Origin of the sequence: Burkholderia pyrrocinia (assembly GCF_001028665.1) — a bacterium.
In the GTDB taxonomy this organism is placed as follows: domain Bacteria; phylum Pseudomonadota; class Gammaproteobacteria; order Burkholderiales; family Burkholderiaceae; genus Burkholderia; species Burkholderia pyrrocinia.
Genome location: NZ_CP011504.1, coordinates 1,942,479 through 1,968,164 on the forward strand (window position 1 = coordinate 1,942,479; position 25,686 = coordinate 1,968,164).

24 protein-coding genes and 2 pseudogenes are annotated in these 25,686 nt (G+C 59.7%); 13 read left to right on the plus strand and 13 right to left on the minus strand.

Annotated elements, in window-relative coordinates; translation table 11 throughout:
• Positions 1–115: 115 nt before the first annotated feature.
• Positions 116–321 (minus strand): annotated as a pseudogene (locus ABD05_RS36670) (SDR family oxidoreductase); the annotation flags it as partial.
• A 400-nt stretch (positions 322–721) separates the two neighbouring features.
• Positions 722–1,696, minus strand: a complete 975-nt coding sequence (locus ABD05_RS24880) for an alpha/beta fold hydrolase (protein WP_238594118.1) — start codon at positions 1,694–1,696, stop codon at positions 722–724.
• Between the two features lie 75 nt (positions 1,697–1,771).
• On the opposite strand from ABD05_RS24880, the gene ABD05_RS24885 reads away from it, so the two are divergent.
• On the plus strand, positions 1,772–2,194 hold the full coding sequence (locus tag ABD05_RS24885; RefSeq protein WP_047902685.1) for an RrF2 family transcriptional regulator: 423 nt from the start codon (positions 1,772–1,774) through the stop codon (positions 2,192–2,194).
• Between the two features lie 473 nt (positions 2,195–2,667).
• Positions 2,668–2,994, plus strand: coding sequence for a hypothetical protein (locus ABD05_RS36675; RefSeq protein ID WP_082146215.1), 327 nt, complete (start codon positions 2,668–2,670; stop codon positions 2,992–2,994).
• An 86-nt stretch (positions 2,995–3,080) separates the two neighbouring features.
• On the opposite strand, the gene ABD05_RS24890 is transcribed toward ABD05_RS36675, so the two are convergent.
• From ABD05_RS24890 to ABD05_RS24915, 6 genes are all read right to left on the minus strand, one after another.
• Entirely contained in the window at positions 3,081–3,299 is a 219-nt protein-coding gene (locus ABD05_RS24890; protein ID WP_047902686.1) for a tautomerase family protein, read from the minus strand.
• 58 nt (positions 3,300–3,357) lie between these two features.
• Positions 3,358–4,566, minus strand: a complete 1,209-nt coding sequence (locus tag ABD05_RS24895; protein WP_047902687.1) for a MalY/PatB family protein — start codon at positions 4,564–4,566, stop codon at positions 3,358–3,360.
• A gap of 377 nt (positions 4,567–4,943) precedes the next feature.
• A complete protein-coding gene (locus ABD05_RS24900; RefSeq protein WP_047902688.1) occupies positions 4,944–6,053 on the minus strand; it encodes an alkene reductase in 1,110 nt (369 codons plus the stop codon).
• Positions 6,054–6,205: 152 nt separating this feature from the next.
• On the minus strand, positions 6,206–6,886 hold the full coding sequence (locus ABD05_RS24905; RefSeq protein WP_047902689.1) for a DsbA family oxidoreductase: 681 nt from the start codon (positions 6,884–6,886) through the stop codon (positions 6,206–6,208).
• A 69-nt stretch (positions 6,887–6,955) separates the two neighbouring features.
• A complete protein-coding gene (locus ABD05_RS36680; RefSeq protein WP_011548518.1) occupies positions 6,956–7,297 on the minus strand; it encodes a carboxymuconolactone decarboxylase family protein in 342 nt (113 codons plus the stop codon).
• A 126-nt stretch (positions 7,298–7,423) separates the two neighbouring features.
• Positions 7,424–7,987: a TetR/AcrR family transcriptional regulator gene (locus ABD05_RS24915; protein ID WP_047902691.1), complete on the minus strand. Its 564-nt coding sequence runs from the start codon at positions 7,985–7,987 to the stop codon at positions 7,424–7,426.
• Positions 7,988–8,345: 358 nt separating this feature from the next.
• Here ABD05_RS24915 and ABD05_RS24920 point away from each other — a divergent pair, with 358 nt between their 5' ends.
• The 3 genes from ABD05_RS24920 to ABD05_RS24930 all read left to right on the plus strand — a co-directional run bounded on the left by ABD05_RS24920 (position 8,346) and on the right by ABD05_RS24930 (position 10,833).
• Entirely contained in the window at positions 8,346–8,900 is a 555-nt protein-coding gene (locus ABD05_RS24920) for an OsmC family protein (protein ID WP_011695172.1), read from the plus strand.
• A 145-nt stretch (positions 8,901–9,045) separates the two neighbouring features.
• Positions 9,046–9,816: an SDR family NAD(P)-dependent oxidoreductase gene (locus ABD05_RS24925; protein ID WP_047902692.1), complete on the plus strand. Its 771-nt coding sequence runs from the start codon at positions 9,046–9,048 to the stop codon at positions 9,814–9,816.
• 144 nt (positions 9,817–9,960) lie between these two features.
• Complete coding sequence (locus tag ABD05_RS24930; protein ID WP_047902693.1) at positions 9,961–10,833, plus strand: fumarylacetoacetate hydrolase family protein; 873 nt, start codon at positions 9,961–9,963, stop codon at positions 10,831–10,833.
• A gap of 503 nt (positions 10,834–11,336) precedes the next feature.
• Here ABD05_RS24930 and ABD05_RS24935 read toward each other — a convergent pair.
• From ABD05_RS24935 to ABD05_RS24955, 5 genes and pseudogenes are all read right to left on the minus strand, one after another.
• Positions 11,337–12,779 (minus strand): amidase, encoded by a 1,443-nt coding sequence (locus ABD05_RS24935; RefSeq protein ID WP_047902694.1) that lies wholly within the window; start codon positions 12,777–12,779, stop codon positions 11,337–11,339.
• A gap of 36 nt (positions 12,780–12,815) precedes the next feature.
• The gene (locus ABD05_RS24940) at positions 12,816–14,045 is read right to left on the minus strand and encodes an MFS transporter (RefSeq protein WP_047902695.1); all 1,230 of its coding nucleotides are present in this window, start codon (positions 14,043–14,045) and stop codon (positions 12,816–12,818) included.
• A gap of 22 nt (positions 14,046–14,067) precedes the next feature.
• Entirely contained in the window at positions 14,068–15,006 is a 939-nt protein-coding gene (locus tag ABD05_RS24945; RefSeq protein WP_047902696.1) for a SphA family protein, read from the minus strand.
• A gap of 78 nt (positions 15,007–15,084) precedes the next feature.
• The gene (locus ABD05_RS24950; RefSeq protein WP_053059972.1) at positions 15,085–16,074 is read right to left on the minus strand and encodes a helix-turn-helix domain-containing protein; all 990 of its coding nucleotides are present in this window, start codon (positions 16,072–16,074) and stop codon (positions 15,085–15,087) included.
• 795 nt (positions 16,075–16,869) lie between these two features.
• Positions 16,870–17,133: pseudogene (locus ABD05_RS24955) on the minus strand (transposase); the annotation flags it as partial.
• Positions 17,134–17,635: 502 nt separating this feature from the next.
• On the opposite strand from ABD05_RS24955, the gene gabP reads away from it, so the two are divergent.
• The 8 genes from gabP (at position 17,636) to ABD05_RS24990 (ending at position 25,677) form a co-directional block, all read left to right on the plus strand.
• Complete coding sequence (gene gabP, locus ABD05_RS24960) at positions 17,636–19,039, plus strand: GABA permease (protein ID WP_047902698.1); 1,404 nt, start codon at positions 17,636–17,638, stop codon at positions 19,037–19,039.
• 163 nt (positions 19,040–19,202) lie between these two features.
• Entirely contained in the window at positions 19,203–20,135 is a 933-nt protein-coding gene (locus ABD05_RS24965) for an NAD(P)-dependent oxidoreductase (protein ID WP_047902699.1), read from the plus strand.
• Positions 20,136–20,419: 284 nt separating this feature from the next.
• Complete coding sequence (locus ABD05_RS38390; protein ID WP_158361663.1) at positions 20,420–20,560, plus strand: hypothetical protein; 141 nt, start codon at positions 20,420–20,422, stop codon at positions 20,558–20,560.
• A 50-nt stretch (positions 20,561–20,610) separates the two neighbouring features.
• Positions 20,611–21,639 carry an IS21 family transposase gene (istA, locus tag ABD05_RS24970; protein ID WP_047902700.1) on the plus strand — a complete coding sequence of 343 codons (1,029 nt, stop codon included), beginning with the start codon at positions 20,611–20,613 and terminating at the stop codon, positions 21,637–21,639.
• Positions 21,636–22,409, plus strand: coding sequence for an IS21-like element ISBcen13 family helper ATPase IstB (istB, locus tag ABD05_RS24975; protein ID WP_047898708.1), 774 nt, complete (start codon positions 21,636–21,638; stop codon positions 22,407–22,409). Before istA ends, istB begins: the two co-directional genes overlap by 4 nt.
• 112 nt (positions 22,410–22,521) lie before the next feature.
• Entirely contained in the window at positions 22,522–23,502 is a 981-nt protein-coding gene (locus ABD05_RS24980) for a branched-chain amino acid ABC transporter substrate-binding protein (RefSeq protein WP_238594119.1), read from the plus strand.
• A 605-nt stretch (positions 23,503–24,107) separates the two neighbouring features.
• Positions 24,108–24,833 (plus strand): haloacid dehalogenase type II, encoded by a 726-nt coding sequence (locus ABD05_RS24985; protein ID WP_047902701.1) that lies wholly within the window; start codon positions 24,108–24,110, stop codon positions 24,831–24,833.
• A gap of 124 nt (positions 24,834–24,957) precedes the next feature.
• Complete coding sequence (locus ABD05_RS24990; RefSeq protein WP_047902702.1) at positions 24,958–25,677, plus strand: haloacid dehalogenase type II; 720 nt, start codon at positions 24,958–24,960, stop codon at positions 25,675–25,677.
• The last annotated feature ends 9 nt before the right edge of the window (positions 25,678–25,686 follow it).

Here is a 25,686-nt window from a genome sequence, read left to right on the forward strand (position 1 = left end):
ATGCTCCCGGGCAAGTCAGCGGTTTGCTTGGGAGAGCCGATGCGACCAGACATCGACGGCTTGGATATCACATTTTCAGCGATGTTGCGTGGGTTTTCGGCGGCGCCGCGCCATGTTAAAGCGATGCGCCGCCGCACATGACGATCTGTTGCCCGGTAATTGCGTTTGCGCCGGGTCTCAGCAAAAAGCCGGTTAGCGTGGCGACTTCGTCGGACGTGAAGAAGCTTCCGATCAGTGGCAGGCGGGAAGGTATTGCTGCACGAGCAGGAACGGCGTGTCGGTCGCGTCGGGGACGACGACATTGACGGTGATGCCTCTCGGCTTCGGTGCACTCGCCGCACCGCCCGTCGACCAGCTTGCGCGCGGCATCGGCATCTCGCTTGGCTATGCGGTGAATCCCGCGGCCGACTTGCCGCTGCGCCTGTCCGACTTCCGACGATGCGGTTTGTGCCTCTCAAGTCAGAGGAACAGATGGATGTCCAGCCTTCGAGGCGCTCTTTGCTGTGAATGGTCTTGGTACAGAACCGCGCTCGGAGGTCCGTTGTGGGGTGCTAAGCCGACCTTCGGAAGTCAGGATAAGAGCGCGAGCTGACGTCTGCAGTTGGCCGAACCTGGTCGGTTGCCGTCCCGGCGGTCCGCGACGGCCTCAAACCGACCCGTTTCGGTCGTCTCACCTATTTTGGCGAACTGCCGATATCGATCGCCAACCGGTCAGCGGCTCCTACAAGTTGCGCAAGAACTCGATCAAGGCATCGTTGACGTGGTCGGGGGCTTCTTGCTGCAGCCAGTGTCCCGCTCGCGGAATGATTCGGGAGTCGCGAAGATTGGGGACGAGCTTCGGCATGGCGCCGATAATGTCGAGCATGCCTGGAATTGCCAGCCCGGGATCATGCTCGCCGACAAGATACAGGGCAGGAATTTGGACGAGAAGGCCGTTGAACACCGCCTGCAACTCCCAGTTGCGATCCAGATTACGGTAATAGTTCAGGCCACCCCGAAAACCCGACGCCTTGAATGCGCTCACGAAAGTATCGAAGTCAGCGCCGTCGAGCCACCCGGGTAATGACGCGGGTTCGGGCAAGGCGTCGAGGAACCCCGTCTCACGCGAAACAAGCCCGAAAGGATTGGGGGTCTTGTCGTCACGCGGGCCGGCCTCGCCTGATGCCCAAAAATAAACTTTTCGCAGTGTAGCGGCGACATCACGCTCGAATTCGTTCTCGGCCTGCCCCGCCTGGGAAAAGTAATGCGTGTAAAACCACGCCTGCCTGGTTAGCGGAAAAAGCCGACTTGGAGTTATCGGGGGCCGGCGCATCATGGGCACCCCGAGGGCAACAACGGCGCGAAAGCGATCGGGGCGCAGCTCTGCGGCTTGCCATGCGATGGTTGCCCCCCAATCGTTTCCGACCACCACCGCGTCGGATTCTCCGAGCGTGTCCAAGATCCCCACGAGGTCGCCAACGATGTCCAGGGTCGAGTACTGCTGTGGATTCATCGGGCAATCGCTGGCACCGTAGCCGCGCAGGTCCGGTGCAACTGCGCGGAACCCGGCACTCGACAAGGCTGCCAGTTGGTGCCGCCACGCGTACGATGTCTCGGGGAACCCGTGAAGCAGCAATACCAGCGGTCCGGCACCCTGGGCGGCGACGTTCAGGCGAATGCCGTTGGCTTCGATAAAAGACTGAGTGAATGCAGACACGATCGCGCTCCGAGGTTTGCTTAAAGTCATGCGAAATCGTAACATTAAATGTCACGAATTTCCTCCTCTAAGAATATGCAACGAGATACGCGGCTGGCCCGGCTTCTTCACGTGCTCATTCATATGCATCTGCGCGGCGGTACGACCACTTCCGAAACGATCGCGCAAATGCTGCACACGCAGCCGTCACTCGTTCGGCGCACCATGGCCGCGCTGCGTGAAGCCGGTTATGTAGAGTCGATTGCCGGCCCCAAGGGGGGCTGGGCTCTTCGTCGCGAACTGGGTGATCTAACGGTGCAAGACATCTACGCCGCGATCGCGCATAAGAGTGCGTTTGCGATCGGTGTGGCGAATGACAATCCGGCCTGCCCCGTAGAAGCGGCTGTCAACCACGTCCTCGACGATGCGCTGCGTTCGGCGGAGGAGGCGTTGCTCCGGCATCTTGCGAAAATACGTCTTTCCGACTTGGCGCGGCGTGTGAAAGCATCGACAGACTGAGTGGCGCCTGCCTTCGGTGCATTAGGAGCCATCCGGTTTCGGGCGGTGAACGACGGGTTCTGGTCGGAAGCCGTCAGTAGCAGCCGAGAGGTCACCGCGCATACAGCCCTTCAGGGCGTGTCCGGGGCCCGGCGTCGTAGCTGAATGATTCGGATACCGAGAGTCGGATATAAATCATGCCTCTACGGTCGTGCAGAAGAGTGCGAGGCGAATTGACGACTTTGCTTCGGACGTAGACGAAGTGACGACATTATTTCGGCGAGACTGTCGATAAAGTCGTCAACTCAGGCGTCGAGCGCCTTGCGCGACGGGAATCGCGTGTTGACATCTTTAACTTGCCCTACGCGACGCGGGTTGCATTTCAATGGCGTATGCCGTACGCGCATCTAAAAAAGAGGAGAAACCGATGAGACTCGAAGCTCCGGAAGTGTTGGAAGGATATTTTGGGCGGCCGGGTGACGCCGAGCAGTTGAGTGCAGGGGGCGTTCGTGCGTTATGTTCCTCCGCCGGCGATCGAGCTGGCCGTGCCCGGCTTGCGCATCGGATTCAAATTCCGGTGGACCGCCCTCGGTGGTGGTGTAGCGACCGAGGCGAAAATCACGCAGCAAGCCCGCATGACGATCACGCCCGACCTGCCGCTGCCGTTTGACGCGCAAGCCGCCGCAAAGATCGGCGGATTGGTTATTGTGATCTCAGGCGCCTCTTGTCGTCATGCTCACTTTCGCACTGGGCGGCTGTTGAAATTCGGAGCGGTGACCTGGCCCACTCGATCAATCGCGCTGGCTGCGCGTTTTAGGTAGCATGCCGTGGAAGCAATGAAAAAGGGCTCCAACGGCATAAGCGATGGTCGCTTCACTGCCGCTGGAGCCCGTTCAGTGCCAGCCAGTTACAGGCCTGCGGCCAGTGCCTTAACCCTCTCGGTTGTTAGTGCGTTGCCGGCAATGCCCCAGTCACCGCTCTTTACTTCTTCAACGATGACCCAGGTAACGGGCCGCATGTTTTCGCCCTCGATCGACACCATGGCGTCGGTAAGGGTAGAAATGATCTTTTCCTTGTCGGCTGCGGAGAAAACGCCTTCGATGACTTTTACGTTAATGAGCGGCATAAGTGTTCCTTGGGTTCGTTTGAATTGATGCTGCTGTCTTGCCTTACGTCGGCTTGATTCAATGGTATTGCTTCACAATTGCATCTCGGATTCGTTCGAGGGACAGCCGAAGCTGCGCCCGCGGACACGCAAGATTGAGGCGCACTCTGCGGTCGCCGTTCTCGACGAACATCTCTCCGCCTTCCAGAACGACGCCTGATTTTTCAAGAAAGAAACGCGTGAGGTTGACTGAATCGTCGAAATAGGTCCGTAGGTCGATCCACGCCAGATAAGTCGCTTCCGGAACGCGAAATTTTGCTTTTGGCAAGTGATCGCTCAGAAAGCGTTGAGTCAGGGCGAAGTTCTCGTCCAGATACAGCCGCAGCGCATCCAACCACGGAGCGCCATCGCGGTACGCACCGATGGCGGCGGCGAGACTGAGCGGGTTCACGAACGGGTAGTGGCGCCGTTTCCATTCTGAGCGCAATTCCGGATCCGGGATGATGACGGTCGCGATCATCATTCCTGCCAGATTGAACGTCTTGCTAACGGCCATGCACGTGATGATGTCCGGGCTACCCGGGAACAACTTCGCCAACGGCGTGTGTGCATTTCCGGTTCTTAGCAAGTCGCAATGGATCTCGTCAGAAACAATCTTCACACCGTTTGCGATGCAGAGTTCACCCATTCGGCGCAGCTCGTCGCTTGTCCAGATCCGGCCGGTCGGATTGTGGGGGTGGCAGAGGAAAAAGAGCTTCACCGCCGGATCGCTAACTTTCGCTTCGAAGTCCTCAAAGTCGATCGAGTACTTGCCGTCGTCGGATGCGAGCATGCGCGACGTCACGAATTCGCGATCGCGCTGAAGCGCCGCGTGTTTGAAGTATCCATAGGCCGGCGTCAGACTAAGCACTTTGTCGCCAGGGCGGCACACATATTCTACGAGCGCGAAGAGGGCAGGTATGACGCCGAGTGAGACCTGCATTTCCTCGCGAGCGAAATGCCAGCTGTATCGTTGCGCACACCAGGAGCGGAAAGCCTGATAGAGCTGCTCGTCCAGGTCCGCCGTGTAGCCGAAGATGGGATGTTTGAGGCGCTCGGTAATGGCGTCGATGGCGGCTTCGGGGGCGGCGAATTGCATGTCGGCGACCCACATCGATATCAGCTCTTCTCTCGGCATCTCGAGTGCAAGTGCAGGTGCATCCGCTCCGAACAGATAATTCGCGAAACCCTCCTCCGCCATTGCATTTGTGTTGCGGCGGGAGATCGAGCGATCAAAGTTATAGCCCATACTGGATTCTCCATGTACGAGATCAAGCGTTCAACGAGCCTCGCGCGATGCAGCTGTTGGTCTATCGCACCGACGGACGACGGCATAGCTTGACCTTTCGGTCCCATGACGCGCAACAGCTTCGAAGGCCTGCATTGACGTCGATGGGGAGTCTGAATGTGGCATGCAACCTGAGGCGACGCGTCGGCCGGTCCGGATCATGGTCGGCCGGCCAAGTTTCGCCAGATCTTCTGATGCTATTAAATGCCGATGGGAAGCACTTCGAACGACTTGGAAAAGTTGATTCGGAGACTTCCCATGCAAGCAGTCCGAGCCCGCCGTACCTCATCTCGCGTTTATGTCGGGGACCGGAATGATGCGTCGGCATTTCAGTCCGATTACGCGGTTTCCTGCTCGAAAGTCGGATAATCGGTGTAGCCCTTGGCACCAATGACGCCATAGAAGGTCGACCGATCGGGCTCCGTGAGCGGCCAACCGTTCTTCATCCGCTCCACCAAATCGGGGTTGGAAATGAAGGCCGTGCCGAACGCGATCAGGTCAAGTTCTCCCTTCGCCAGTTCAGCTTCGGCGAGCTCTTGCGTGAAGCCGCCGGCGCCGATCAGCGTGCCTTGGTAGGCCTTGCGGAAGGCCGCACCAAAGCCATCCGGAGTACCTGCTGCCGAAATGGTCGTCTGATAGTTCAGGTGCACGAACGCCAGCTTCCTTTCGTTCAAGGCAGAGGCCATGCTCGCCCACGCATCCGCTTCCCCTTCGAAGGCCTCCATATCGTAGATGCGCCCGAACGGCGAGACCCGCACGCCCACCTTTTCACCGCCAATGGCGTCCGCCAGGGCGTCGATCGTCTCCAGCAAAAAGCGCTGACGATTAGCGATGGAACCGCCATATTGGTCGGTGCGGGTGTTCAGCGCGCTGCTCAGGAACTGGTCGAACAGGAAGGCATTGGCCGCCATCACTTCCACGCCGTCGAAGCCTGCGTCCATCGCCCGACGCGCGGATGCAACGAAGTCCTGAGTGACACGTTGCACTTCGTCCGTGGTCAGCGCACGCGGCACACTCGGGAAGACCGGGCCCTCCTTGCCGGGTTCTACCCACGCGTAGACCATGGTCGTGGTCGCCGGCACTTCGCCCGACGACACCGGAGCCGCATTGCCAGGCTGGATGGAAACGTGGGACAGCCGGCCAACGTGCCAGAGCTGGGCAAAGATTTTGCCGCCCTTTTTGTGCACGGCGTCGGTGACCTTCCGCCATCCTTCCGTCTGCTCGTCGGTGTACAGACCCGGCGTATACAGATAGCCTCGGCCCTCTTCGGACACCGGAAGACCTTCGGTGATGATCAAGCCGGCGGAAGCACGCTGCGCGTAGTAGAGCGCGGTGAGATCGTTGGGAATGTTATCGGGCGTACGCGTGCGCGTCATCGGTGCCATGACGACGCGGTTGGCGAGCTGCGTCCCGGAGAGATCGTAGGGCGTAAACAATTTACTCATCATGTTGCTCAAAATGTAGGTGCGCCAGGGCGCTGGTGAGTGTCGGGTTAAATGCGAAATGAAACGGATGGCTATCTAACAGCCGGGAATCTGCTTCACGCGCATTTCGGTCAGTCCGGAAAGAATCGATACCTTGTGAATGGGGGGCTGCCTGCCTAGTGAGCGCACCCGTCAATGCTGCAGCTCATGCCTCCGGTGTCTTCGCTTTCGTCCGGTACGTTCTCGGCGGAGTCGAACAACGCTTTTTCGAACACGGCGACTTCACGTGCGCCCGAGAGGTACGTTCGGTTGTTGAAGACAAACAGCGGAACGCCATTTGCGATTCGATTTGCCTCTGCTTCATCTCGCGCGATTTCGGACACCATCTCGCGATCGTCGAAGGAGAGCGACGCAGCAGAAATGCCGATGCTCTTCGCAAGGTCGATGAGCGCGGCTCTATCGAAGATGTCAATCCCGTCGGTCGTCGCGGCCCGGTAGATCGCTTCGATCATCCGTTGTTTGTCTTCGGGCGTTTGGACACTTTTGACGAGTAGGTGCGCGTCGCTCGTATCGCCAAAGCGCATGGTCTCGAATCGGTAGTTCAGACCTTCCTGGGCTCCGGCCGAGCACACCGCATCCATCATTCTTTGCGCTGCTGTCGCGTTTCCGAACTTGGCATAAAGCGCGTCTGTAAAGCCAGTCGGAACCATGCCTCGCGCAAGACGGTAGGACTTGTGTGTCACGACCACGTCGACGTGCTGCGTCACGCCTTCTATCGCTTTTTCCAGGCGTCGTTTTGCGATCCAGCACCAGGGGCAGACAAAGTCCGACCACACTTCTACATTGACCCGCTTCATGTTTCATCCTCAGCTAGAAATTGCTGCCTAGTGGCGCTCCGCTCGCAGCGGTAGCGCCGGGTAGGACATTTACTCGCGACCGAGATGGTCCAGCGCGTCGAGCACATGAGTGCTATAGACCACAGCGGCGCCGGCATTGAGATTGATGGCGACACCAAGTGCTTCTGCAACTTCTTCCTTCGTCACACCAAGCTTGTTGGCTTCTGCCGCGTGAAAAGCGATGCAGCCGTCGCAGCGTGTTGTGACAGCGACTGCCAACGCAATCAGCTCTCGCGTCTTTGCGTCGAGATGATTTGTCTTGGCGCCGGCGGCACCGAGCAAACCAACGCCTTTGAGCGTGTCCGGGGTGTACCGTGCGAGTTCATGCACGCGACGGGTGACGGCGCCGATTGTTTCAGTCCAGTTTTCCATGGTTTTCTCCAAATAACAACCAACTAGTTGGTAGGGTAAATACTCAAATAAAAGAGCCATGTTCACGCGGAAAACGGCTCTGGCGCTGGGTGCAACGATGAATCGTTTGGGGAAGCGATCCCCTTTTTATGCTGCGGAGACGATGAGTCGAATGATGCCGCGGTCGAGCGTTTCGCCGTTCTTCATGGCCCACTCGACAAAGCTGGCTCCCTCTAGAACGCTCAATACCTGATACGCCTTCTGGCAGCTCCCCACACCGGCGGCGATCTCGCCGTCGCTGATGCCCTTGTCGATGACCCTGGTCAGCCAGCGCAGTTGCAGCTCGAAAAACCGGTGCGTGAGCTTTTGCAGTTCGGGCGGCAAAGCAGCCATCTCGGCGGCAAGCGCACCGCAGAGCGGGAGCAGGCTTCCATCACTGCTGGCGCGAAAGGTATCGAAAAATCCGTTCAAGCGGCCCCAGAAGTCCTCATTCTCGCGGTCGATTCGCTCGAACGCTTCCATCACTCTCGCGACATAGGCTTCCACAATCGCAACGCCCAGATCTTCCTTCGTCGGGAAGTGATGGTGAATGCTTGCCTTCCGGATGCCAACGGTTTCGGCCAGATCCGCATAACTGAAGGCGGCATAACCCCTCGAGCGCATCAGGCCTTCTGCAGCTTGAACCAACGCGTCGCGCGTACCTACTGCCATGCATCCTCCGGCACACTGCCATCTTCAATTGAACGAACCCAGCGAATCACTGCAAGCGCAGTCTACCTACTAGTTGGTTTTTTGTCAAGCATGACAGCGCATCTCGTCTTCGCAGCGGGCCAACCTTGCAGGGACGCCCCGCAAGCAGATGGTAGAGGAACGTGTCCCCAATTGCACTAACCGACCTCGTGCATTTTTTCATTGAGCGGGCAGCGCCGCAAATTCGTCCGATCAATCTCGAAGGAGCGTCACGACTACAAGGACGAGAAATGCCCTTGTGAAGCTACCAACTAGATGGTAGGCTTGCCGCGTGTTTGAACTTTTCCCTGCGCGAGAGCGCTCCTAGGAGGACCAGCAGATGACTACCCACCCGAACGGAATCGATGTGCCGGCTTTGCAGCAATTCGCGCAAGAAGTCGCCACGGACCCCACGAAGCGAAACGCGCGCTTCAACGTCAAGACGAAATGGGAACACCAGACGCGTTCCGTGGCGACTGTCAGCCACTATGAGCTGGGCGGGGTGACTCACCAGCGGCATTTCGAAATCGCAGCGGACGAACCCACCCAGCTTTTGGGCATGAATAGCGCGCCTAATCCGCAAGAGCTGCTCATGGCCGCGCTCAACGCTTGTTTGACGGTCGGATACGTGGTCAACGCCGCCGCGATGGGGATCACTGTCCACAGTCTGGAAATCGAGACCGATGGTGAGCTGGACTTGCGCGGTTTCCTCGGGCTCGACGAGAGCGTGAACCCGGGATACGACGAAGTGAGCTATGTCGTTCGCCTGCACACGGACGCTTCGCGCGAGCGTGTCGAGGAGTTGCACCGGGTCGTGACGAAAACTTCGGTCAACCTCGCGAATTTCTCGAAGGCGATCCGCATGGTCTCGACTCTCGAAGTCCGCGAAGGCTAACCAGCGGAGGTGCTTGCGATACCGGCCGCGTTCTGCGTTCTCCGCGAGGCGAGCTGATTCATGGACGCGGCAAGACGAGTAATGTCCGCGTTGGCGCGGACGCGCATGCGGAACTGATCCAGACATTTAAATTAAGGAAGCCAAAATGAACGATTTTTCCGGTAAGAAACTTCTTGTCGTCGGTGGCACCAGCGGTATCGGGCTCGCAACGGCCAAACAAGTGCTGAAAAGCGGCGGTAGCGTCGTCTTGACGGGAAACAGGAAAGACAAAGCTGAAGCGGTCCGTGCCGAACTGAGCGGGCTCGGTCCGGTCTCCGTGATTGCGGCGAACCTCATGACAGAGGAAGGCATGAACGCCATTCGCTCGGAGATCAACGCGAATCACAAAGATATTTCGCTTCTGGTGAATTCTGCGGGCATCTTTGCTCCGAAGGCCTTCATCGACCACGAAGAATCTGATTACGACATGTACCTGTCGCTCAATCGTGCCACTTTCTTCATTACGCGGGACGTGGTCAGGAACATGCTCGCTGCGAAGCTCCAAGGCGCTATCGTGAACGTCGGGTCGATCGGAGCCCAGGTAGCGCTGGGCGACTCCGCGGCATCGGCGTATTCCATGGCAAAAGCAGGTCTGCACGCGCTCACGCGCAATCTCGCGATTGAACTTGCCGATGCGGGTATCCGAGTGAATGCTGTCTCGCCGGCGATCGTACAGACGTCGATTTATGAAGGCTTCATGGCGAAGGAAGACATTGCCGGTGCGATGAAAGCGCTGGAGTCGTTTCATCCGCTCGGACGCGTTGGTACGCCCGAAGACGTTGCAAACACGATCGTCTTCCTTCTTTCAGACAAGACCTCGTGGGTAACCGGTGCCATCTGGAATGTGGATGCGGGGGTGATGGCGGTGCGCAAATGATGGCTGTTTGGATGTGCGCGCGCTAGCAGTACATGGGCGACGGAAACGTGATGAAGGAGGGGCTACCGCTGCCTCCAGCGGTGGTCCAACAGGACATTGAAGGCGTAGTCGACGACTTCATGGACGGCGAGCAAGGAGTGTGCGATGCGATTTGCAGTCTATAAAAAGGATGGGCACCGCGGCATCGCGGTGGAGCACGGCGGGCGATGGTTCGGGCTGACCGCCGAGGACACCGCCTATCCGGGCGATCTGGATGCGCTGCTGGCGCACGGCGCTGATCTTGCCGAAGTGGGCGCGCTTCTCGCGCGCGGCGCGCCGGTCGATCTCGAGGCGGTGCGCTTGCTGCCGCCGTTCGGACGGTCCGGCAAGATCGTCTGTGTCGGATTGAACTACCTCGACCACTCGACCGAGACCGGGTTTGCGAAGCAGGCCTATCCGACCGTGTTCGCGCGGTTTGCGTCGAGCCTGATCGGCCATGGCGACCCGATCGCGCTGCCGGCGCAATCGTCCCAACTCGACTACGAGGGCGAACTAGTGGCGGTGATCGGCAAGGGCGGACGCAGCATCGTGCGCGAGCGGGCGCTCGATCATGTTGCCGGCTATTCGATTTTCAACGACGCCACGCTGCGTGATTACCAGTTCCGCACGCCGCAATGGACGATGGGTAAGAACTTCGACGGGACGGGGGCATTCGGGCCGTGGTTCGTCACGGCCGACGAACTGCCGCGCGGCTGCAAGGGGCTGAAGATCCAGACGCGCTTGAACGGTGCGGTCGTGCAGGAGGCATCGACGTCGGACATGATTTTCGATGTCGAGACGCTGGTCGTGCTGCTGAGTGACGTGATGACGCTGCAGGCCGGCGATGTGATCGTCACGGGCACGCCTGCCGGTATCGGGATGGCGCGCGAACCGCAGCTCTGGATGAAAGCCGGAGACGTGTGCGAAGTCGAGATCGAGCGGCTCGGCGTGTTGCGCAACCCGGTCGCGTACGTGGGGATGGTCCGGCGCGACGCTTGACTGACGAGCATGGTGCCCTGCGCCCGGCTCGCAGGCGTTGTCAGGCAGGTTCTCTACATGCGAGGAGAGGCGGACGCACGCGTAGGGTGCCGTGATCGTGAGCGTGACAACAGATAGAGGTGCCTGTCACGTTCGGACAGTCTTCTGAGATTTTAAGTGGGACGTCCGATGCGGTTATGCTGGTGATTTAGTCGCAGGCGAAGGATGATTACCCGTCGACGCAAAGAAGTCTGCTGGCTCGTCCGGCTTGGCGAAGTGCCTCCCGTATCTGAAAGATCGACTACAAGAGCTTGATCGGTAAAACGCGATTTGATTCCAAGGGCGATCTCCAGAATGCGACGATGACACTCTATACGTTCAAGAACTGGAAACGCGAAAGCCTGCGCGTACAACATTGAATATCGGGACACCCCGACACGACGTTCGGGGTGTCTGCTTCCTCTCTGGTCAAACGCGCCCGTGCGCTCAGTCGCCTGCAGCCAGGAAGTTCACCGGACCGTCAGTCAAACGCTAAGCGGGGGGATCCGATCCGCCCACGGTGCAGCGCGCTCAAGCTGCGCGGCGAGCGAGAACAGCAGCGACTCTGCGCCGAACGCCCCCGCGAAATGGCTGCCGATCGGCAGGCCTTGCTCGTCCCAGTAAAGCGGCACCGACATCGCGGGCTGACCGGTCGCGTTGAACCATGCCGTGAACGGAGAAAACCGATGCGCTCGATCGATGACTTCGCTCAACGACTGCGTGTCGTCCGCGGTCGCAAGTTCGGCCGGCGCAAGCGGCGGCATTGCGAGCGTCGGCGTTAGCAGCACGTCGTAGCGCTCCATCAACCGGCCGAACGTCCGGCCCAATGCATGGATCCAGTCGACGGCGCTCGCGTATTCGGCGCCGCTTGCATTGCCTTTCTCCCGCAGGATGATACGGGTGCGGGCCTCGATTTCGCCGTCGCGCACCGGAAGTCCGCGCTGGTTGCCTATCATGTCGACCAGCGCACGCGTTTGTGCGCCGATGATCGTGAATACACGGTCATAGAACGCCTCCGAATCGACCGGACTATCGAGCGGCTCGACGTGGTGTCCGAGCGAGCGCAGCAACGCGACGGTATGTGCGAGTGCGGGTCGGCAGGCCGGATGAAGCGGCCACGGTGGCGCTTGCTCGATCACGGCGATTTTTAGCGGCCGCGGATCGCGCTGCGTGGCCGCGAGAAACGTCTCCGGTTGGCATGGCGCCGCATAGGGCGCGCCGGTATCGGCGCCCGCGGTCAGGTCCAGCAGGGCGGCGCTGTCGCGAACCGAGCGCGTGATCGCGTGGTTGATGGCCATGCCGGCCCATCCTTCGCCGATCATCGGGCCATTCGGCGTTCGACCGCGTGTCGGCTTCAATCCGAACACGCCGCAGCAGGACGCGGGCACCCTCAGCGAGCCACCGCCGTCGTTGCCGTGCGCGAACGGCAGCACGCGCGCGGCGACAAGCGCTGCCGCGGCGCCGCTCGATCCGCCGGCGCTCACATGCGGATTCCACGGATTGCGTGTGACGCCGAAACGCGCTGAGGAGGTGCAAAACGACGTGCCCAGTTCGGGCGACAGCGAGGTTCCAGCGATCGGTATGCCCGCGCGCCGTAGGCGCCCCACGAGTTCGCCGTCGAAGTCGGGCCGGTAGTCGCCGAACAGGAACGATCCGTTCGCCATGCGTGCGCCGCGCACCGGCATGAAAAGGTCCTTGATGAGTGTCGGGACACCGGCGAGTACGCTCTCGTGGCCAGTGATGGTCGATGCGGCTAGTCTGGCCGTTTCGTCGAGGCGCTCTGCGACGGCATTCAGCGAGGGGTTGATCGCGTCGAGACTGGCGAGGACGGCGTCCAGCAGTTCCGTCGGCGTTACTTCTTTCTCGCGAACGAGCGCCGCGAGCGCGATGCCATCATGCGTGGCGATGAGCGTTTGGAAATCTTTCATAGGTCTATCGTTCGAGAACAAGAAAATGGGAGTGGATCAATCGTCGCCGCGGCTACGAAATGCCGGCTGCAACCACAGCAGTGCCGTGGCGGCTGTACCGGACGCGATGGAGACGATTGCGGGACGCAGTCCGCCGAACGCCTGTGCACATCCGAGCACGACCAACGGGCTGAGGAACTGGCCCAAATAGAGCGCGGCTGTGAAACCGCCTAGGGCGCGGCCACGAATCGCGAGCGATAGCCTGCGCATCAGCGGCAGGATTGCGTTTGGGACCAGCATGCCGCCGCCGAAGCCGTGAATCACGACCGCCACGACGATGGCCGGCACCGTATTGGCGCTCGCAAGCAGATACAGACCCACCGCAAGCAGCACAAGGAGCGCGACATTGACGAAGCGCCGGCCGAGCGAGTCGCGCAACCATGGCCATGCGATGGAGCCGGCCAGCGTCGATAGCAAACCGATACCCGAGACCGCACCGATCATCGTCGACGAGTGCTGCCCGATGTCGATCATCAGCTGCGGCATCTGCACCGGGACCACGAAGGAACTGACCATTCCGACGCAGATCAGCAGATAGCCAATGGCGAGCGTCGACGCGAGCTTGCCGCCGGACAGCGGCGTGCCGCCGTCGCCCGGCTCGGCGGGCCGACCATGACGCAGCGGCTCCCACAGCAGGGCGGCAATCGCAGGTATGAGCAGGATCGGCAGCAGGTAAAGATAGAACGGATAGCGCCATGCGTGCTCGCCGGCCGCGCCGCCGAGCACGAAAAAAATCGTGCCGACGACACCGATCGTGACGACCTGCCGGTTCACGTAGCGCACCCGTTGTTCACCGTGCCAGTAGTCGCCGATTAACGTCGTGCAGCACGTCATCACGCACGCTTCCGCGGCGCCGAGCGCGAACCGGCAGACGAGGATCGCGGTGAAACTGTCGAGCCATGCCGGCGCAGCGCCGACCAGCCCGTACACGAGCGTTGCTAGCAAAAACAGCATCTTGCGTCCGACGCGATCGGCAAGCCAGCCGGCGAGCGGCGCGCACAGCGCGATCGCAAGGGCGGGGCCCGTCGCGACGAGCGGCACGAGTGCGGCGAGGCGCGGGTTGGCTGGCACGAAGTCCGCCGCGAGTTTCGGCAGGATCGGCGCGATCATGACTGCGCCCATTACGGTGAGACTGCTGCCGAGCAGCAGCACAGCACCCTGGCTGGCGCCGGCTTGCCTAGCGGCACGTGAATATGGCGCGGTATGCGTGGAAGAAAGCGGATTCATCGACTGCTCCCGAATCAGAACATCAGAACGACAGCGCGGCACGCAGCGCGATTTGGTACCCCTGCGCGTGGTTTTGCGCACCGAATTCCTTGTAGACGTGCAGCCATACCGCCGGCTTTCCCGGTTCGACATAGCTGATCGCCGGGCCCAGCGCGTTCACGTGCGCGCGGTTGCCGTCGACATTCGGGCCGTGGTCGTTGCTCAGTTGCCGCTCGATGTAGCCGCCGAGGCCGGCGGTGAACGGGCCGATGTGCTGTCCGAGCGCGAATTCCTGGCGGAACCCGGTGCCGCTTCGATAGTTCGTTGCACGGTTCGTCGTGTTCTGATCGACCTCGATGCTGGTCGAGATTTCGAATCCGCTGTCGGTGATGTACGTTGCGCCGATGATCGGCGAGAAGGTCCAGTGGTTGACGCCAGGATTGAAAAGTCGAGTGGCCCGATAGGCTCCCGTTGGCGCCTGCACTTGGAGTGCGACGTTGACGAACAGTCTAGGCAAAGTCCACGCGAGAATCAGCGGCTGGAAATCCGCATCGCCGATATTGGTCGGATCGGCCGACATTGCGAGCGTTCCCGCGGGCGTCGGTACGTTCACGTGCCCGTTCAGATTCAGGAACGGCACGATCGCGCCGAAGCCGACGTTCGCGCCGAACAGCCTCGCGTTTGTCATTCTGATGTATGCGAGGCTCCACGACGCGGCTGTTAATGAGAAGTCGGCATTGCCGCCGTTGCGCATCGTGTGCGTCGAGTAGTACGCGAAGCGTGTGGCGAGCGTGCCGTTGGGCGTGGGTGGCGGCGTCATCCCCGCGCCGAAATCGAACACGCCGAACGGCGTGATCGGGCCGTCGTTTTCAAGCGCGCCAGCGCTCTGACATGCGAGCGTTGCCGCCAATGTGCCGATCGCGACGACGGTGGTGCGTGTGCGACAGTGCCGCGCGCCATGCGGGCGTCTGAGGACTTTCATCGTGCCGTTCCCCGTACAGTTGAAATGTGTACAGAGTCTAGGAACGTCAAAATCCGGCGCGTTATCCGCTTTTGGTAATTATCGTGGGGGGCGTTTGAGCGTATCGGACGGCAGTTCGCCGAACAGTTCCCGGTAGTGCGACGCGAATCGGCTCAGGTGCCAGAAGCCCCAGCGCGCAGCCACAGCGCCGATGCACGTAGAACCGGGGAGCGCGCACCGCAGTTCGCGACGGACCGCGTTGAGCCGCAGCGCACGTACGTAGTGTGCGGGGTGCGTGTCGAGCATCTGCTCAAAGCAGTATTGCAGCTTGCGCCGGCTTGCTCCGACGGTTGTGCACAGGTCCAGTACCGTGGGCGGCGAGTCGGGATGGGCCAGCACGTGGTCGCGCACGCGCTCGACGATACGCCGGCGCGCGGTGCCGTCTAGACGCATCACGTCGCGCTCGGTATACGCGAGCGATAAGAGCTCGAGCACGATCGAGTCGTGCAGCGTCTTGCGCACTTGAGGATGGTCGATTAGCGTCGGATCGGCTCGAAGTGCGCGGAAGGTGTCGGCCAGTGCCTGTTGCAATCGGGCACGGCGCGGCGCGTCAAGACCAATCAATCTCGGTTCCCGCGGCTGAGGTTTCCCCTCGGACACCAGCTCGGCCAGCCCGCTCAGCAGAGTGGCAGGGAGCGCCGCCACAACTATCTCGTGGGACGACGGCGTGCGCAACTCGGGCAGACATTCGCCGTCGGTCACGAGCAGGGCGCTGTGTTCGAGCGCGTTGCCAGCCAGATGGGCAGTACCGTTGATGTGAAGCGGGATGCTGAAAGTAAGCGAACCGACCCACGCGGCACCACGCTTGAGGACTGCTCGATTCATACGCTCATGAAAGAGCTGCAAGGTATCGACGCGTATTTCACTCAGTTCGCTTTGAAACTTCCCTGGCGAAAATTGATCGACGGTTAAATGCCATCCATGCATCGCGCTGGCGTGCTGATCGACGTCGCTGCAAGCGACATGTCGAACCTGGCCCTCGCGCGCGGCTTCGACGGTCGGCAGAGCAATAGCGGCAGGCTCGGACATCGGCGCTCCTTTGGTCGGCGCACTACCGTAAGTAGCCAAAATTGCGTCGGCAATCCGGGTTGTTGCGGACAGGCAGCAGTCTGCATCGGAGTTGGCATTCAACGCCGAAGAATTACTCGGGTACGTATCGAATTGCCAATTTGTGATAACCGCAGGCGCTCTTTTTCAGACTTATGGGCTTGTGGTGGCGATATCGTACTTCGTGATCGGTAAGATGACGGATCAAAGTAGGAGTGATGTTGCCTCTGGTGTGGCAACCTGCAAAGTATTGCTCTGCCTTAAGATATTGGATTGGTTAATATGTCGGGAATTGGTGAATCGTAATATTTGCAACCTTGCGTGTGCCAGCGATTCCGCCTGCCAGGCTCGTCTGACCGCTCTTACGCAGCTATCGCTGGAAGGCCTCTTGCGGGCATACTGTCGGCTCGCGTGACGGCTAATCCTGGTAGCCTTTACGAGCACCACGTCCTGAAGGGAGGGACGCATCCAAGATTCAGATAGTACCCGAGTGAAATTGCTGCACGGTGATTCAATAATAGATCGAACGTCGCTGATTTTAATTTAACTTCAATCATATCAACGGTCCCGTCAATTTCACGATTGAGCCGCAAATACTTCAGTGCCTTTTCGAATTGTGAGCGTTTTTTTTCAAAGAGTCGCGCCACGTAATTTACACACGGCCATAACGATTTTTCGTCGAATCGAACGCTCAGGCGTTGACCGCTGAATTGGCATGCATAGATGAAGGTCTGGAACTGGGTCATTTCAACGTGACCTGAGTAAGCGAGTTGAGTGTCAAGCTGAGAGGGCTATATTTTGAGAATTTAGGTGGGTACGGACGATGGCATTGAGGTGGGGGATGAGTTTTCGCATACAGGCGATCAAGGCCATCTTCCTGAGTTTGCCAGCGGCCACCAGACGTTCGTAAAAGGCACGAATGGCCGGGTTGAAGCGAGTCGCGGTGAGCGTCGCCATGTACAGCGCACGCCGCACCTCGAAGCGTCCGCCGGCTATGCGTCTACGCCCCCTGCCGGAACCAGAATCTTTGGCATAGGGTACTTCACCGCGACTCCTTCGCGAAGTACGTCGCGAACTTTTTTAGGAGATCGCTGACGCAACTGCTCGAGGACGAACAGCAGGTGATCAGCCTGCCGAACTGAGGCGGAGCGTTCGTCACTGAGGTGCAACATTTTCTGCTGACGATCTGTCCGATCGATATCCCGCTGTATCAACGGCTGCCGTATGCGCCTGTGGTCGGCGATTCGATGTACCGGATTTCCGCACATCCTGATGTAAATCTTTGACAGGACGATTCAGTGGTCCATTCCTATTTTGAGTAGGTATCGGCCAAATTCTGTCATTCCTAAGATGGACTCTCTCGATGATCTCGAGGCACGCAGTTCGTTCGTCTCCGTCTTAACGGCTCTTCGCGTGCAGATGCCGTACGGAACGTGGTTTCGAACGTGCTCAAGGTACTGGGTCTGGCACTGACACCGCATACCCTGCGAGATCATCGACAGTTGGAGATTCAGGATCAGGGTACGTCGCTATTGGAGGAGACATGGAAGTAAGAACAGAGTCGGGGCTGAGCAATGGCCTCAAGCAGCGTCATGTCACCATGATGTCGATTGCCGGTGTGATCGGCGCAGGATTGTTCGTCGGCTCGGGCCACGCAATCGCGTCCGCGGGACCGGCGGCAGTCATTGCCTACGCGATTACCGGCGCCCTCATTGTCCTCGTGATGAGAATGTTGGGCGAGATGGCCACGGCTCAACCAGACAGCGGATCGTTCTCGACCTATGCAGATCGAGCCATCGGCCATTGGGCGGGCTTTACGATCGGCTGGCTGTACTGGTGGTTCTGGGTGCTCGTGATCCCAATCGAGGCGACGGCAGCTGCAACGATCCTGAACGCGTGGTTTCCCTCTGTTGCGACGTGGATCTTTGCTCTTGGTATCACGACCGTACTGACCGTCACCAATCTGTTCTCGGTCAAAAACTACGGCGAGTTCGAGTTCTGGTTTGCGCTGATCAAGGTTGTTGCGATTATCGTGTTTTTATGCATCGGTGCCGCGGCGATTGTGGGAATTTTCCCGCACTCGAACGTATCTGGCGCAGCGCGTCTCTTCAACAATGGCGGCTTTATGCCGAACGGGATCGGCGCGGTATTCGCAGCGATGCTCACGGTGATGTTCTCTTTCATGGGGACCGAGATCGTCACCATCGCAGCGGCCGAATCAGACGACCCGCAGAACCAAATCGTACGCGCGACCAACTCGGTGATCTGGCGGATTTCGCTGTTCTATCTGGGCTCCATTCTGGTTGTCACGTCGATCGTGCCGTGGAACGACGCTCTGCTGTCTTCGCACGGGTCATACCAGCGCGCAATGGAATTGATCGGTATTCCGCATGCCAAGGCAATCATCGACATCGTTGTTCTCGTGTCGGTCGCGAGCTGTCTGAACTCCGCGTTGTACACCGCCTCACGGATGATCTTCTCGTTATCCAAGCGAGGGGACGCGCCTGCGTTTTTGCGCAAAACGGATGCCGCTGGTACGCCGCGCGCGGCAGTGTTCGCGTCCACCGCATTCGGGTTTCTCACGGTGATCGCGAACTATCTGATGCCGGACTACGTGTTCAACTTTCTCCTCGCGACATCGGGTGCTATCGCGTTGTTGGTCTATCTCGTGATTGCAGTGTCGCAACTGAGGATGCGTGAGACGCTCGAGGCGGGCGGCGCGCGCATCCAGCTGAAGATGTGGTGCTTCCCGTGGTTGACGTGGCTCGTCATCGTGTTCATTTGCGGCTTGCTGATCGCGATGCTGCTCCGAGATGCACAAAGAATGGAGGTTGCCGCAACCGGGGCATTGGCGACGATCGTCGTTGCGGCGTCCTGGCTGAATCAGGCGCGTCGGAAGCGGGAAGACTTGCCCGCACCCGTACGGGTATCTGTGAGTTCCCGATGAGGGAACCCGGTCGAAGCACGCATCGCGACGCGCGGAGCGGTTTGCTTCGAGCGCCACGGGTACTGCCAGCGGTGTCCGTGGCGGCGCAGAGCTCTACAGGCTATGGCATCGCGATCCTCATGCGGCGTATCCAGTCGAACACACGCAAGGCGGCGATTTTGCAATGAAGAAGGTATTTCTCGACTGTACTGCTGACCTGCGCGCGGTGATCGACGCTCAGGGTTTGCGGATTCCCGAAGGCATGGAGATACGGGACGGCTCATTCGATAGCCGTCAGATCTCGGAATGGTGCAGGGGAGCGGCCATCGTTCTGGTCGAGCATACGGCGATTCCGGACGAGGTTCTGATCAACAACACCTCGCTGCGCGAGATCGTCTTTATGGGAACGGGCGCGGCGAGCTACGTCAATCTGGAACTCGCCGAACGGGCCGGAATCTCGGTTTCGACCGTGTCGGAATATGCCGACCGTGCGGTGGCGGAACATACCATCGCGCTGATGTTCGCCGGCGCTCGGCGAGTGGCCGATATGGACCGTGACATTCGGCTTGGTCAATGGGCACCGCTGTCGGGGATGCAGTTGCAGGGCAAGCGTCTTGCCGTAATTGGTCTTGGTGGAATCGGGACGGCTGTTGCGCAGCTTGCCGAAGCGATCGGCATGCAGGTATCCGGCTGGAATCGAACCGCACGCAACGTCAGCTTCTACTGCCCGGACATCCGACAAGTGCTGCAGGGCGCTGAGGTTGTGACCGTCCACGTTACCCTGAATGAGCAGACTCGCGGTTTCCTTGACCGCGAACTGCTGTCGTTGCCGAAGCGGGGCTTCCTCCTCGTCAATACAGCGCGGGCCGCTATTCTCGATCACCTTGCCTTCCGGGGCGGGCTGGCCAGCGGGCAGATCGGCTACGCTTCCGTCGATGTGTTTGACGAAGAACCACTACCGTCCGGAGACTGGTTACGTTCACAGCCCAACGTCACGATGACCGCCCATGCCGCATATATGACAACAGAAGCGTATTGCAGTCTGTGGCGCAAGACATTGGCTCACGTGGACCGGATTGAAGCATCCGGCGCCGCGTCGCCACCATCGCCTCGCTAGCTTCGAGGCCTGTTCTCCGCCCGGATTCGAAGAGCTGGGTAGGTTTGCACGCGGTGTGGACGCCATCGCGGTGTCAGTCCGGTCATCTCGATTCAACTGACAATTTCCACCGCGTCGCGTGTTGCTACATGCGATACCGAAAGCTTCCCCGGTTTTCATATGTCGTAGAGGATGGTTCGCCGAAATTGGCTACCTATGCTCGGAGCCGCTGGACGATGCGACCTCAGCCATGTCAGGAAAGGAGGCGCGTGAGCCAGCTTTCCCTTGATGAGGTGAGGTAGCTAATGAAAATGCAACTCAAATCCGTATTTGCACTGTCGGCGCTCGCATTTGCCGTCGCAGCGCATGCAGAAGTGGTCAAGATCGGCGTGGCAGGCCCGCTGTGTTGGGCGCAAAGTAATAATGAGCCACTTCGCGCGAAGTAAATCTAAGCCACCTTTCAGTACAGTCAGCCTTTTGCGCGCAAAGGCTGGCGATGCTCCAGAAGGAACAGTGGATGCAAATCCATGTGCTCAAAGCCCAAGGCGTATCGGAGCGCGAGATCGCGCGGCGCCTGGGCATTTCTCGCAACACGGTGGCGCGGTACCTGTCGGCTGAGGAAGTGCCGCGCTACAAGCCGCGTGAACCGCGGCCAACCAAGCTCGGAGCGTTCGAGGCGTACATCATCGAGCGCATGAGGGCCGCAGCACCGGAGACCATCGCAGCGCCGGCGCTGCTGCGCGAGTTGCGGGCGCGCGGCTACGAGGGCCAACTGCGAAGCCTGCAGGCTTTCATGAACACGCATAAGCCCATGCCGAAGCCCGATCCAGTCGTAAGGTTCGAGACCGAGCCCGGTCGGCAGATGCAGTGCGATTTCGTTGTCTTCCGACGAGGCACCGACCCGCTTTACGCCTTCACCGCCACGCTCGGCTTCAGTCGTTGGCGCTGGGCACGCTTCACCACCGATGAACGCGCCGAGACGCTGGTTGCCTGTCATCATGCGCTGTTCGAAGCCTTGGGTGGCATTCCTCGCGAGATCCTTTACGACAACGCCAAGACCATCGTTGTCGAGCGCGATGCTTATGGCGACGGCCAACATCGCTGGCACGCCGGCCTGCTCGATCTGGCCAAGCGGTACGGCTTCCTGCCCAGATTGTGCCAACCGTACCGCGCGCAGACCAAGGGCAAGGTCGAGCGATTCCACCGCTATCTGCGCGGCAATTTCTATGTGCCGCTGGCAAGCCAGCTTAAACAATCCGGCTTGATGCTCGATGCCGCGACTGCGAACGTCGAGGTGAGTAAATGGCTGCGCGACGTGGCCAACCAGCGCGTGCATCCGGTTACCGGGCAGGCACCCGCGATTCTGTTGGAGCAACGAGAACGGGCTTGCTTGCTCGATATGCCTGGCTACACATTGTCCCGATTGCCGGCTCGCGCCGTCGCTCGGCCGCGCGTTGATCCCGCGATGTCGATCCAGCACCCGTTGTCCGTCTACCAGCAATTACTGACCGAGGTGCGCGCATGAACTTGCAGCAGGAACGCATCGACGGGCACTGCCAAAGCCTGAAGCTCGAGGGACTCATGCACCGATACGTCGCTCTGGCCAGCGACGCGGCGGCCAAGCAATGGAGTTTCCTCGACTTCCTCGAGAACGCGCTCGCGCACGAACGAGAGACGAGGCAAGTTCGTTCGCGGCAAACACTGGTGCGCATGGCCGGGTTTCCCGCCATCAAGACACTGGATGACTACGACTACAGCTTCGCCGTCGGGGCCCCGCGCGAGGCAATCGACGAGCTTGCCACGCTACGCTTCATCGAGCGAGGCGAGAACGCCGTGTTGCTTGGTCCGTCGGGCGTGGGCAAGACGCACCTCGCGATCGCCATCGGATATGCAGCGACGCAGGCCGGCATCAAGACGAAGTTCATCACGGCGGCGGATCTGATGTTACAGCTCGAGGCTGCACGCCGACAGGAGCGATACGACGCCGTTCTTCGGCACAACATTCTCGGCCCGAGGCTGCTCATCGTCGATGAGATCGGCTATCTACCGCTCTCGGGCGATCAGGCCAGTCACTTCTTCCAGATCGTCGCCAAGCGCTACGAGCGTGGCTCGATGATCCTGACCAGCAACCTGCCGTTTGCGCAGTGGGACGAAACCTTCGGCGGCAACACCACCCTCACTGCAGCGATGCTCGACCGCATCCTCCACCATGCCCACATCATCCAGATCAAAGGAGACAGCTACAGACTGAAACAGCAACGCAAAGCCGGGCACGTCCCGACATCGAAGAAGTAACGACTGGCTCAGTTTTACTTTGCGCGATCAGGCGCGAAGTGGCTCAGATTTCAAATGCGTTTGACAGCTGACCGGTGCGCAGGCGCTGTTCGGGAAGGATAACGAGCGCGGTGTGAGGCTGGCGATCGACGACCTCAACGCCTCGAACCTCAAGATCAACGGACAACCCGTCAAGTTCGAGTTGCTCTCGGAAGACGATCAAGCGGATCCCAAGACCGGGATGTCGATTGCCCAGAAGCTCGTCGATTCGGGCGTCAAGGCCGTGATTGGGCACTACAACTCCGGCGTGATGATCCCTGCCGACAGCATCTATAACAACGCGCACATTCCGGTAATTACCGGCGCCGCCTCGAATCCGGCCATCACGGCGGCCGGCCTGCCGTACGTTTTTCGCCTGGCAGCGAACGACAACGTGATGGGCGCGCGGATGGCTGAGTTCGCACACGACCAGCTCAAGGCGAAGAAGGTCGCGGTGATTGACGACCGGACCGCGTACGGATCGGGCGTCGCGGATGTTTTCGTGGCAACGGCGAAGAAGCTGGGGATGACTGTCACGACTCGCGAGTTCGCGACCGATAAATCGGTCGACTTTACTGCGATCCTGAACAAGATCAAGGGAACGAAGCCGGACGCGGTCTTCTATGGCGGCTACTACGCGCAAGCAGCGACCGTCGGCCGCCAGTCGCGGCAACTTGCGTTCGATGCTCCGATCCTTGGCGGCGATGGGATCTGCTCGGTCGAACTGCCCAAGCTGGCCGGCGGCGCACTGGACGGGCGGGGCTATTGCGCTCAAGGCGGTTTGCCGCTCGAGCAGCTTGCGAAGGGCCCGGAGTTCGCTGCTCGTTACACCAAGGAGTTTGGTGGCAAAGCCGACATCTACTCACCCGCCTTTTACTCCGCCACGATGCTCGTTGCCGATGCCATGAAGCGAGCCAACTCGACAGACCCCGAGAAATTCGTTCCGCTGTTGAAGAAGGATGCTTTCTCGACGCTCGTCGGGACGGTACGTTTCGACTCGTCTGGTGAATGGGTTAACGCGCCGGTTACGCTCTACAAGATCGTCGACGGCAAGTTGAACCAGATCCGTCAGTAGCGAGCGTTCGTCGCGCGGAGCGCGAAACAGGGCCTTTGAGTACCGGCGGCGGTCGGCGTGGACACGATCTCGATCACGGAGCCGTCCATTCTCGACAAGTCCGAGAATTCGATTAGCTGACCAGCACATCTTCGAGACGCTGGGTCGCCGCCGGTACAGCATACCCATTTGAGACTTAGCGGGGGATTTGCCGCACAGCCGTCGGTCGCGCGTCCTGAAGCCTAACAACGGGACGCGACTGTTCCCGAGACGGTCTGCCGTCCCCGATCCACCGTTACCGTGGCGTGCACTGGCCTCCCTTGGGGCGTATGTGGTCTGCATGAGTGCCTGAGGAATCCAGCTACCCGCGATTGGGTAATTTTCTTTCAAGATCATTGGGTTATTGAGCTCGCATTCCAGTCGGGCTGGCTCGTCAGGACGATAGGGAGCGGTGACGTGGGCAGTTTCAAGCCCGCCTGCTACCTCGCGCATAACGCAGCAGCAGATTCTGCTGATCGAGCATTTTCAGGCAACAGAGAGTGCTGACGCCGGGGCCAACATAAGTAACGGTTACTGAGCAGGCTCAATAGACTATGTCTTACTCACTAACCAACAGGAGGAGTACCGTGAAACTGACCGACTTCGATACTTTGACGTTCGACTGCTACGGCACGCTGATCGACTGGGAAACCGGCATCTTCGAGGGGCTGCGCTCCCTGCTGGAGCGCGTCAAACCGGCGCTGACGCGCGATCAGGTGCTCGAGGCGCATGCACGTCACGAGTCGTCGCAGCAGCTCTACACGCCGGCGAAACGCTATCAGGACCTGCTCCCGATCGTGTACAAGCGCCTGGCAGAGGAATGGGGCGTGCCGTTCACGCACGAAGAGTGCGTGGCATACGGCAAGTCGGTGCAAAACTGGCCGGCGTTCGAGGATTCGCCGGGCGCGCTGCAGTACCTGAAGAAGTACTACAAGCTCGTGATTCTCTCGAACATTGACAACGACAGCTTCACGTACAGCAACGCGAAGCTTCAGGTCGAATTCGACGCGATCCTCACCGCCGAGGACGTCGGCTCGTACAAGCCGTCGCCGCGGAACTTCGAATACATGCTGGACAAGCTCGGCGCCCGCGGCATCAAGTCGGAGAAGATCCTGCACACTGCGGAAAGCCTGTTCCACGATCACAAGCCTGCGAACGCATTCGGACTTGCTTCGTGCTGGATCTATCGTCGCCACTCGCAGCCTGGCTTCGGTGCGACGATGAACCCGGGTGAGCAGCCGACGGTGAATTTCCGCTTCAACAGCATGGCGGAACTCGCGAAGGCGCACCAGGAAGCGCTGCTGCAAAAGTAAGCAGTCGCGTCACCAGCCGGCGTCCATGTCGGCATGACCCACCTTCGCGCCGATCTTGGCGCGGAGGCATTTCCGGACGTGGTATTGTCCGCGTGAACCGGAATATCCAGCTAAGGAGTCGTTCATGCGGCTGACCGATTTCAAGGCCCTGACATTCGACTGTTACGGCACCTTGATCGACTGGGAGTCAGGCATCGTTGCTGGCCTGGCGTCGTTGACTTCGTCACTTGACCAGCCATTGACCCGTGACGAAATACTTGAAGCGCACGCTCGGCACGAGTCTTACCAGCAGATCTCAACTCCGGACATGCCGTACAATCGGCTGCTCGAAGTGGTTTACAAGAGACTCGCCGAGGAATGGGGGCTGAGTTATACGCACGAACAGGCAGTCGCATATGGGCGTTCGGTGCGTGATTGGCCGGCTTTTCCGGATTCAGCAAGCACCCTTCAGTATCTGAAGAAGTACTTCAAGCTTGTCGTGATATCCAACGTCGACAACGACAACTTTGCTTTCAGTCACGCCAAGCTTCACGTGCCGTTCGATGCCATCGTGACGGCTGAGGATGTCGGCAGCTACAAGCCGTCGAACCGAAATTTCGAATACATGCTCGACGTGCTGACTACGCTCGGTGTGCAGAAGGATGAAATTCTGCATGTCGCAGACAGCATGTACCATGATCACGAGCCAGCGAATCGGCTCGATATCCGTTCGTGCTGGATTCACAGGCGATTCGAGCAACGCGGACTTGGCGCGACGGCGCGCACGCTTGCGGAGCCGACGGTCGACTTCAAGTTCACCAGCATGGCACAGTTCGTCAAGGCGCATCACGAAGAACTTTCGTGAACCCGACAG

Bases quoted from the DNA above. Each gene is read 5' to 3' on its own strand.
- ABD05_RS36680 (WP_011548518.1), bottom strand. From the start codon at position 7,297: ATGGAAAACTGGACTGAAACAATCGGCGCCGTCACCCGTCGCGTGCAT.
- ABD05_RS24905 (WP_047902689.1), bottom strand. From the start codon at position 6,886: ATGAAGCGGGTCAATGTAGAAGTGTGGTCGGACTTTGTCTGCCCCTGG.
- ABD05_RS24890 (WP_047902686.1), bottom strand. From the start codon at position 3,299: ATGCCGCTCATTAACGTAAAAGTCATCGAAGGCGTTTTCTCCGCAGCC.
- istB (WP_047898708.1), top strand. From the start codon at position 21,636: ATGAACTTGCAGCAGGAACGCATCGACGGGCACTGCCAAAGCCTGAAG.
- ABD05_RS24885 (WP_047902685.1), top strand. From the start codon at position 1,772: ATGCAACGAGATACGCGGCTGGCCCGGCTTCTTCACGTGCTCATTCAT.
- ABD05_RS24950 (WP_053059972.1), bottom strand. From the start codon at position 16,074: ATGTCCGAGCCTGCCGCTATTGCTCTGCCGACCGTCGAAGCCGCGCGC.
- ABD05_RS24940 (WP_047902695.1), bottom strand. From the start codon at position 14,045: ATGAATCCGCTTTCTTCCACGCATACCGCGCCATATTCACGTGCCGCT.
- ABD05_RS38390 (WP_158361663.1), top strand. From the start codon at position 20,420: ATGAAAATGCAACTCAAATCCGTATTTGCACTGTCGGCGCTCGCATTT.
- istA (WP_047902700.1), top strand. From the start codon at position 20,611: ATGCTCCAGAAGGAACAGTGGATGCAAATCCATGTGCTCAAAGCCCAA.
- ABD05_RS24945 (WP_047902696.1), bottom strand. From the start codon at position 15,006: ATGAAAGTCCTCAGACGCCCGCATGGCGCGCGGCACTGTCGCACACGC.
- ABD05_RS24990 (WP_047902702.1), top strand. From the start codon at position 24,958: ATGCGGCTGACCGATTTCAAGGCCCTGACATTCGACTGTTACGGCACC.
- ABD05_RS24935 (WP_047902694.1), bottom strand. From the start codon at position 12,779: ATGAAAGATTTCCAAACGCTCATCGCCACGCATGATGGCATCGCGCTC.
- ABD05_RS24965 (WP_047902699.1), top strand. From the start codon at position 19,203: ATGAAGAAGGTATTTCTCGACTGTACTGCTGACCTGCGCGCGGTGATC.
- ABD05_RS24915 (WP_047902691.1), bottom strand. From the start codon at position 7,987: ATGGCAGTAGGTACGCGCGACGCGTTGGTTCAAGCTGCAGAAGGCCTG.
- ABD05_RS24925 (WP_047902692.1), top strand. From the start codon at position 9,046: ATGAACGATTTTTCCGGTAAGAAACTTCTTGTCGTCGGTGGCACCAGC.
- gabP (WP_047902698.1), top strand. From the start codon at position 17,636: ATGGAAGTAAGAACAGAGTCGGGGCTGAGCAATGGCCTCAAGCAGCGT.
- ABD05_RS24900 (WP_047902688.1), bottom strand. From the start codon at position 6,053: ATGATGAGTAAATTGTTTACGCCCTACGATCTCTCCGGGACGCAGCTC.
- ABD05_RS24930 (WP_047902693.1), top strand. From the start codon at position 9,961: ATGCGATTTGCAGTCTATAAAAAGGATGGGCACCGCGGCATCGCGGTG.
- ABD05_RS24895 (WP_047902687.1), bottom strand. From the start codon at position 4,566: ATGGGCTATAACTTTGATCGCTCGATCTCCCGCCGCAACACAAATGCA.
- ABD05_RS24920 (WP_011695172.1), top strand. From the start codon at position 8,346: ATGACTACCCACCCGAACGGAATCGATGTGCCGGCTTTGCAGCAATTC.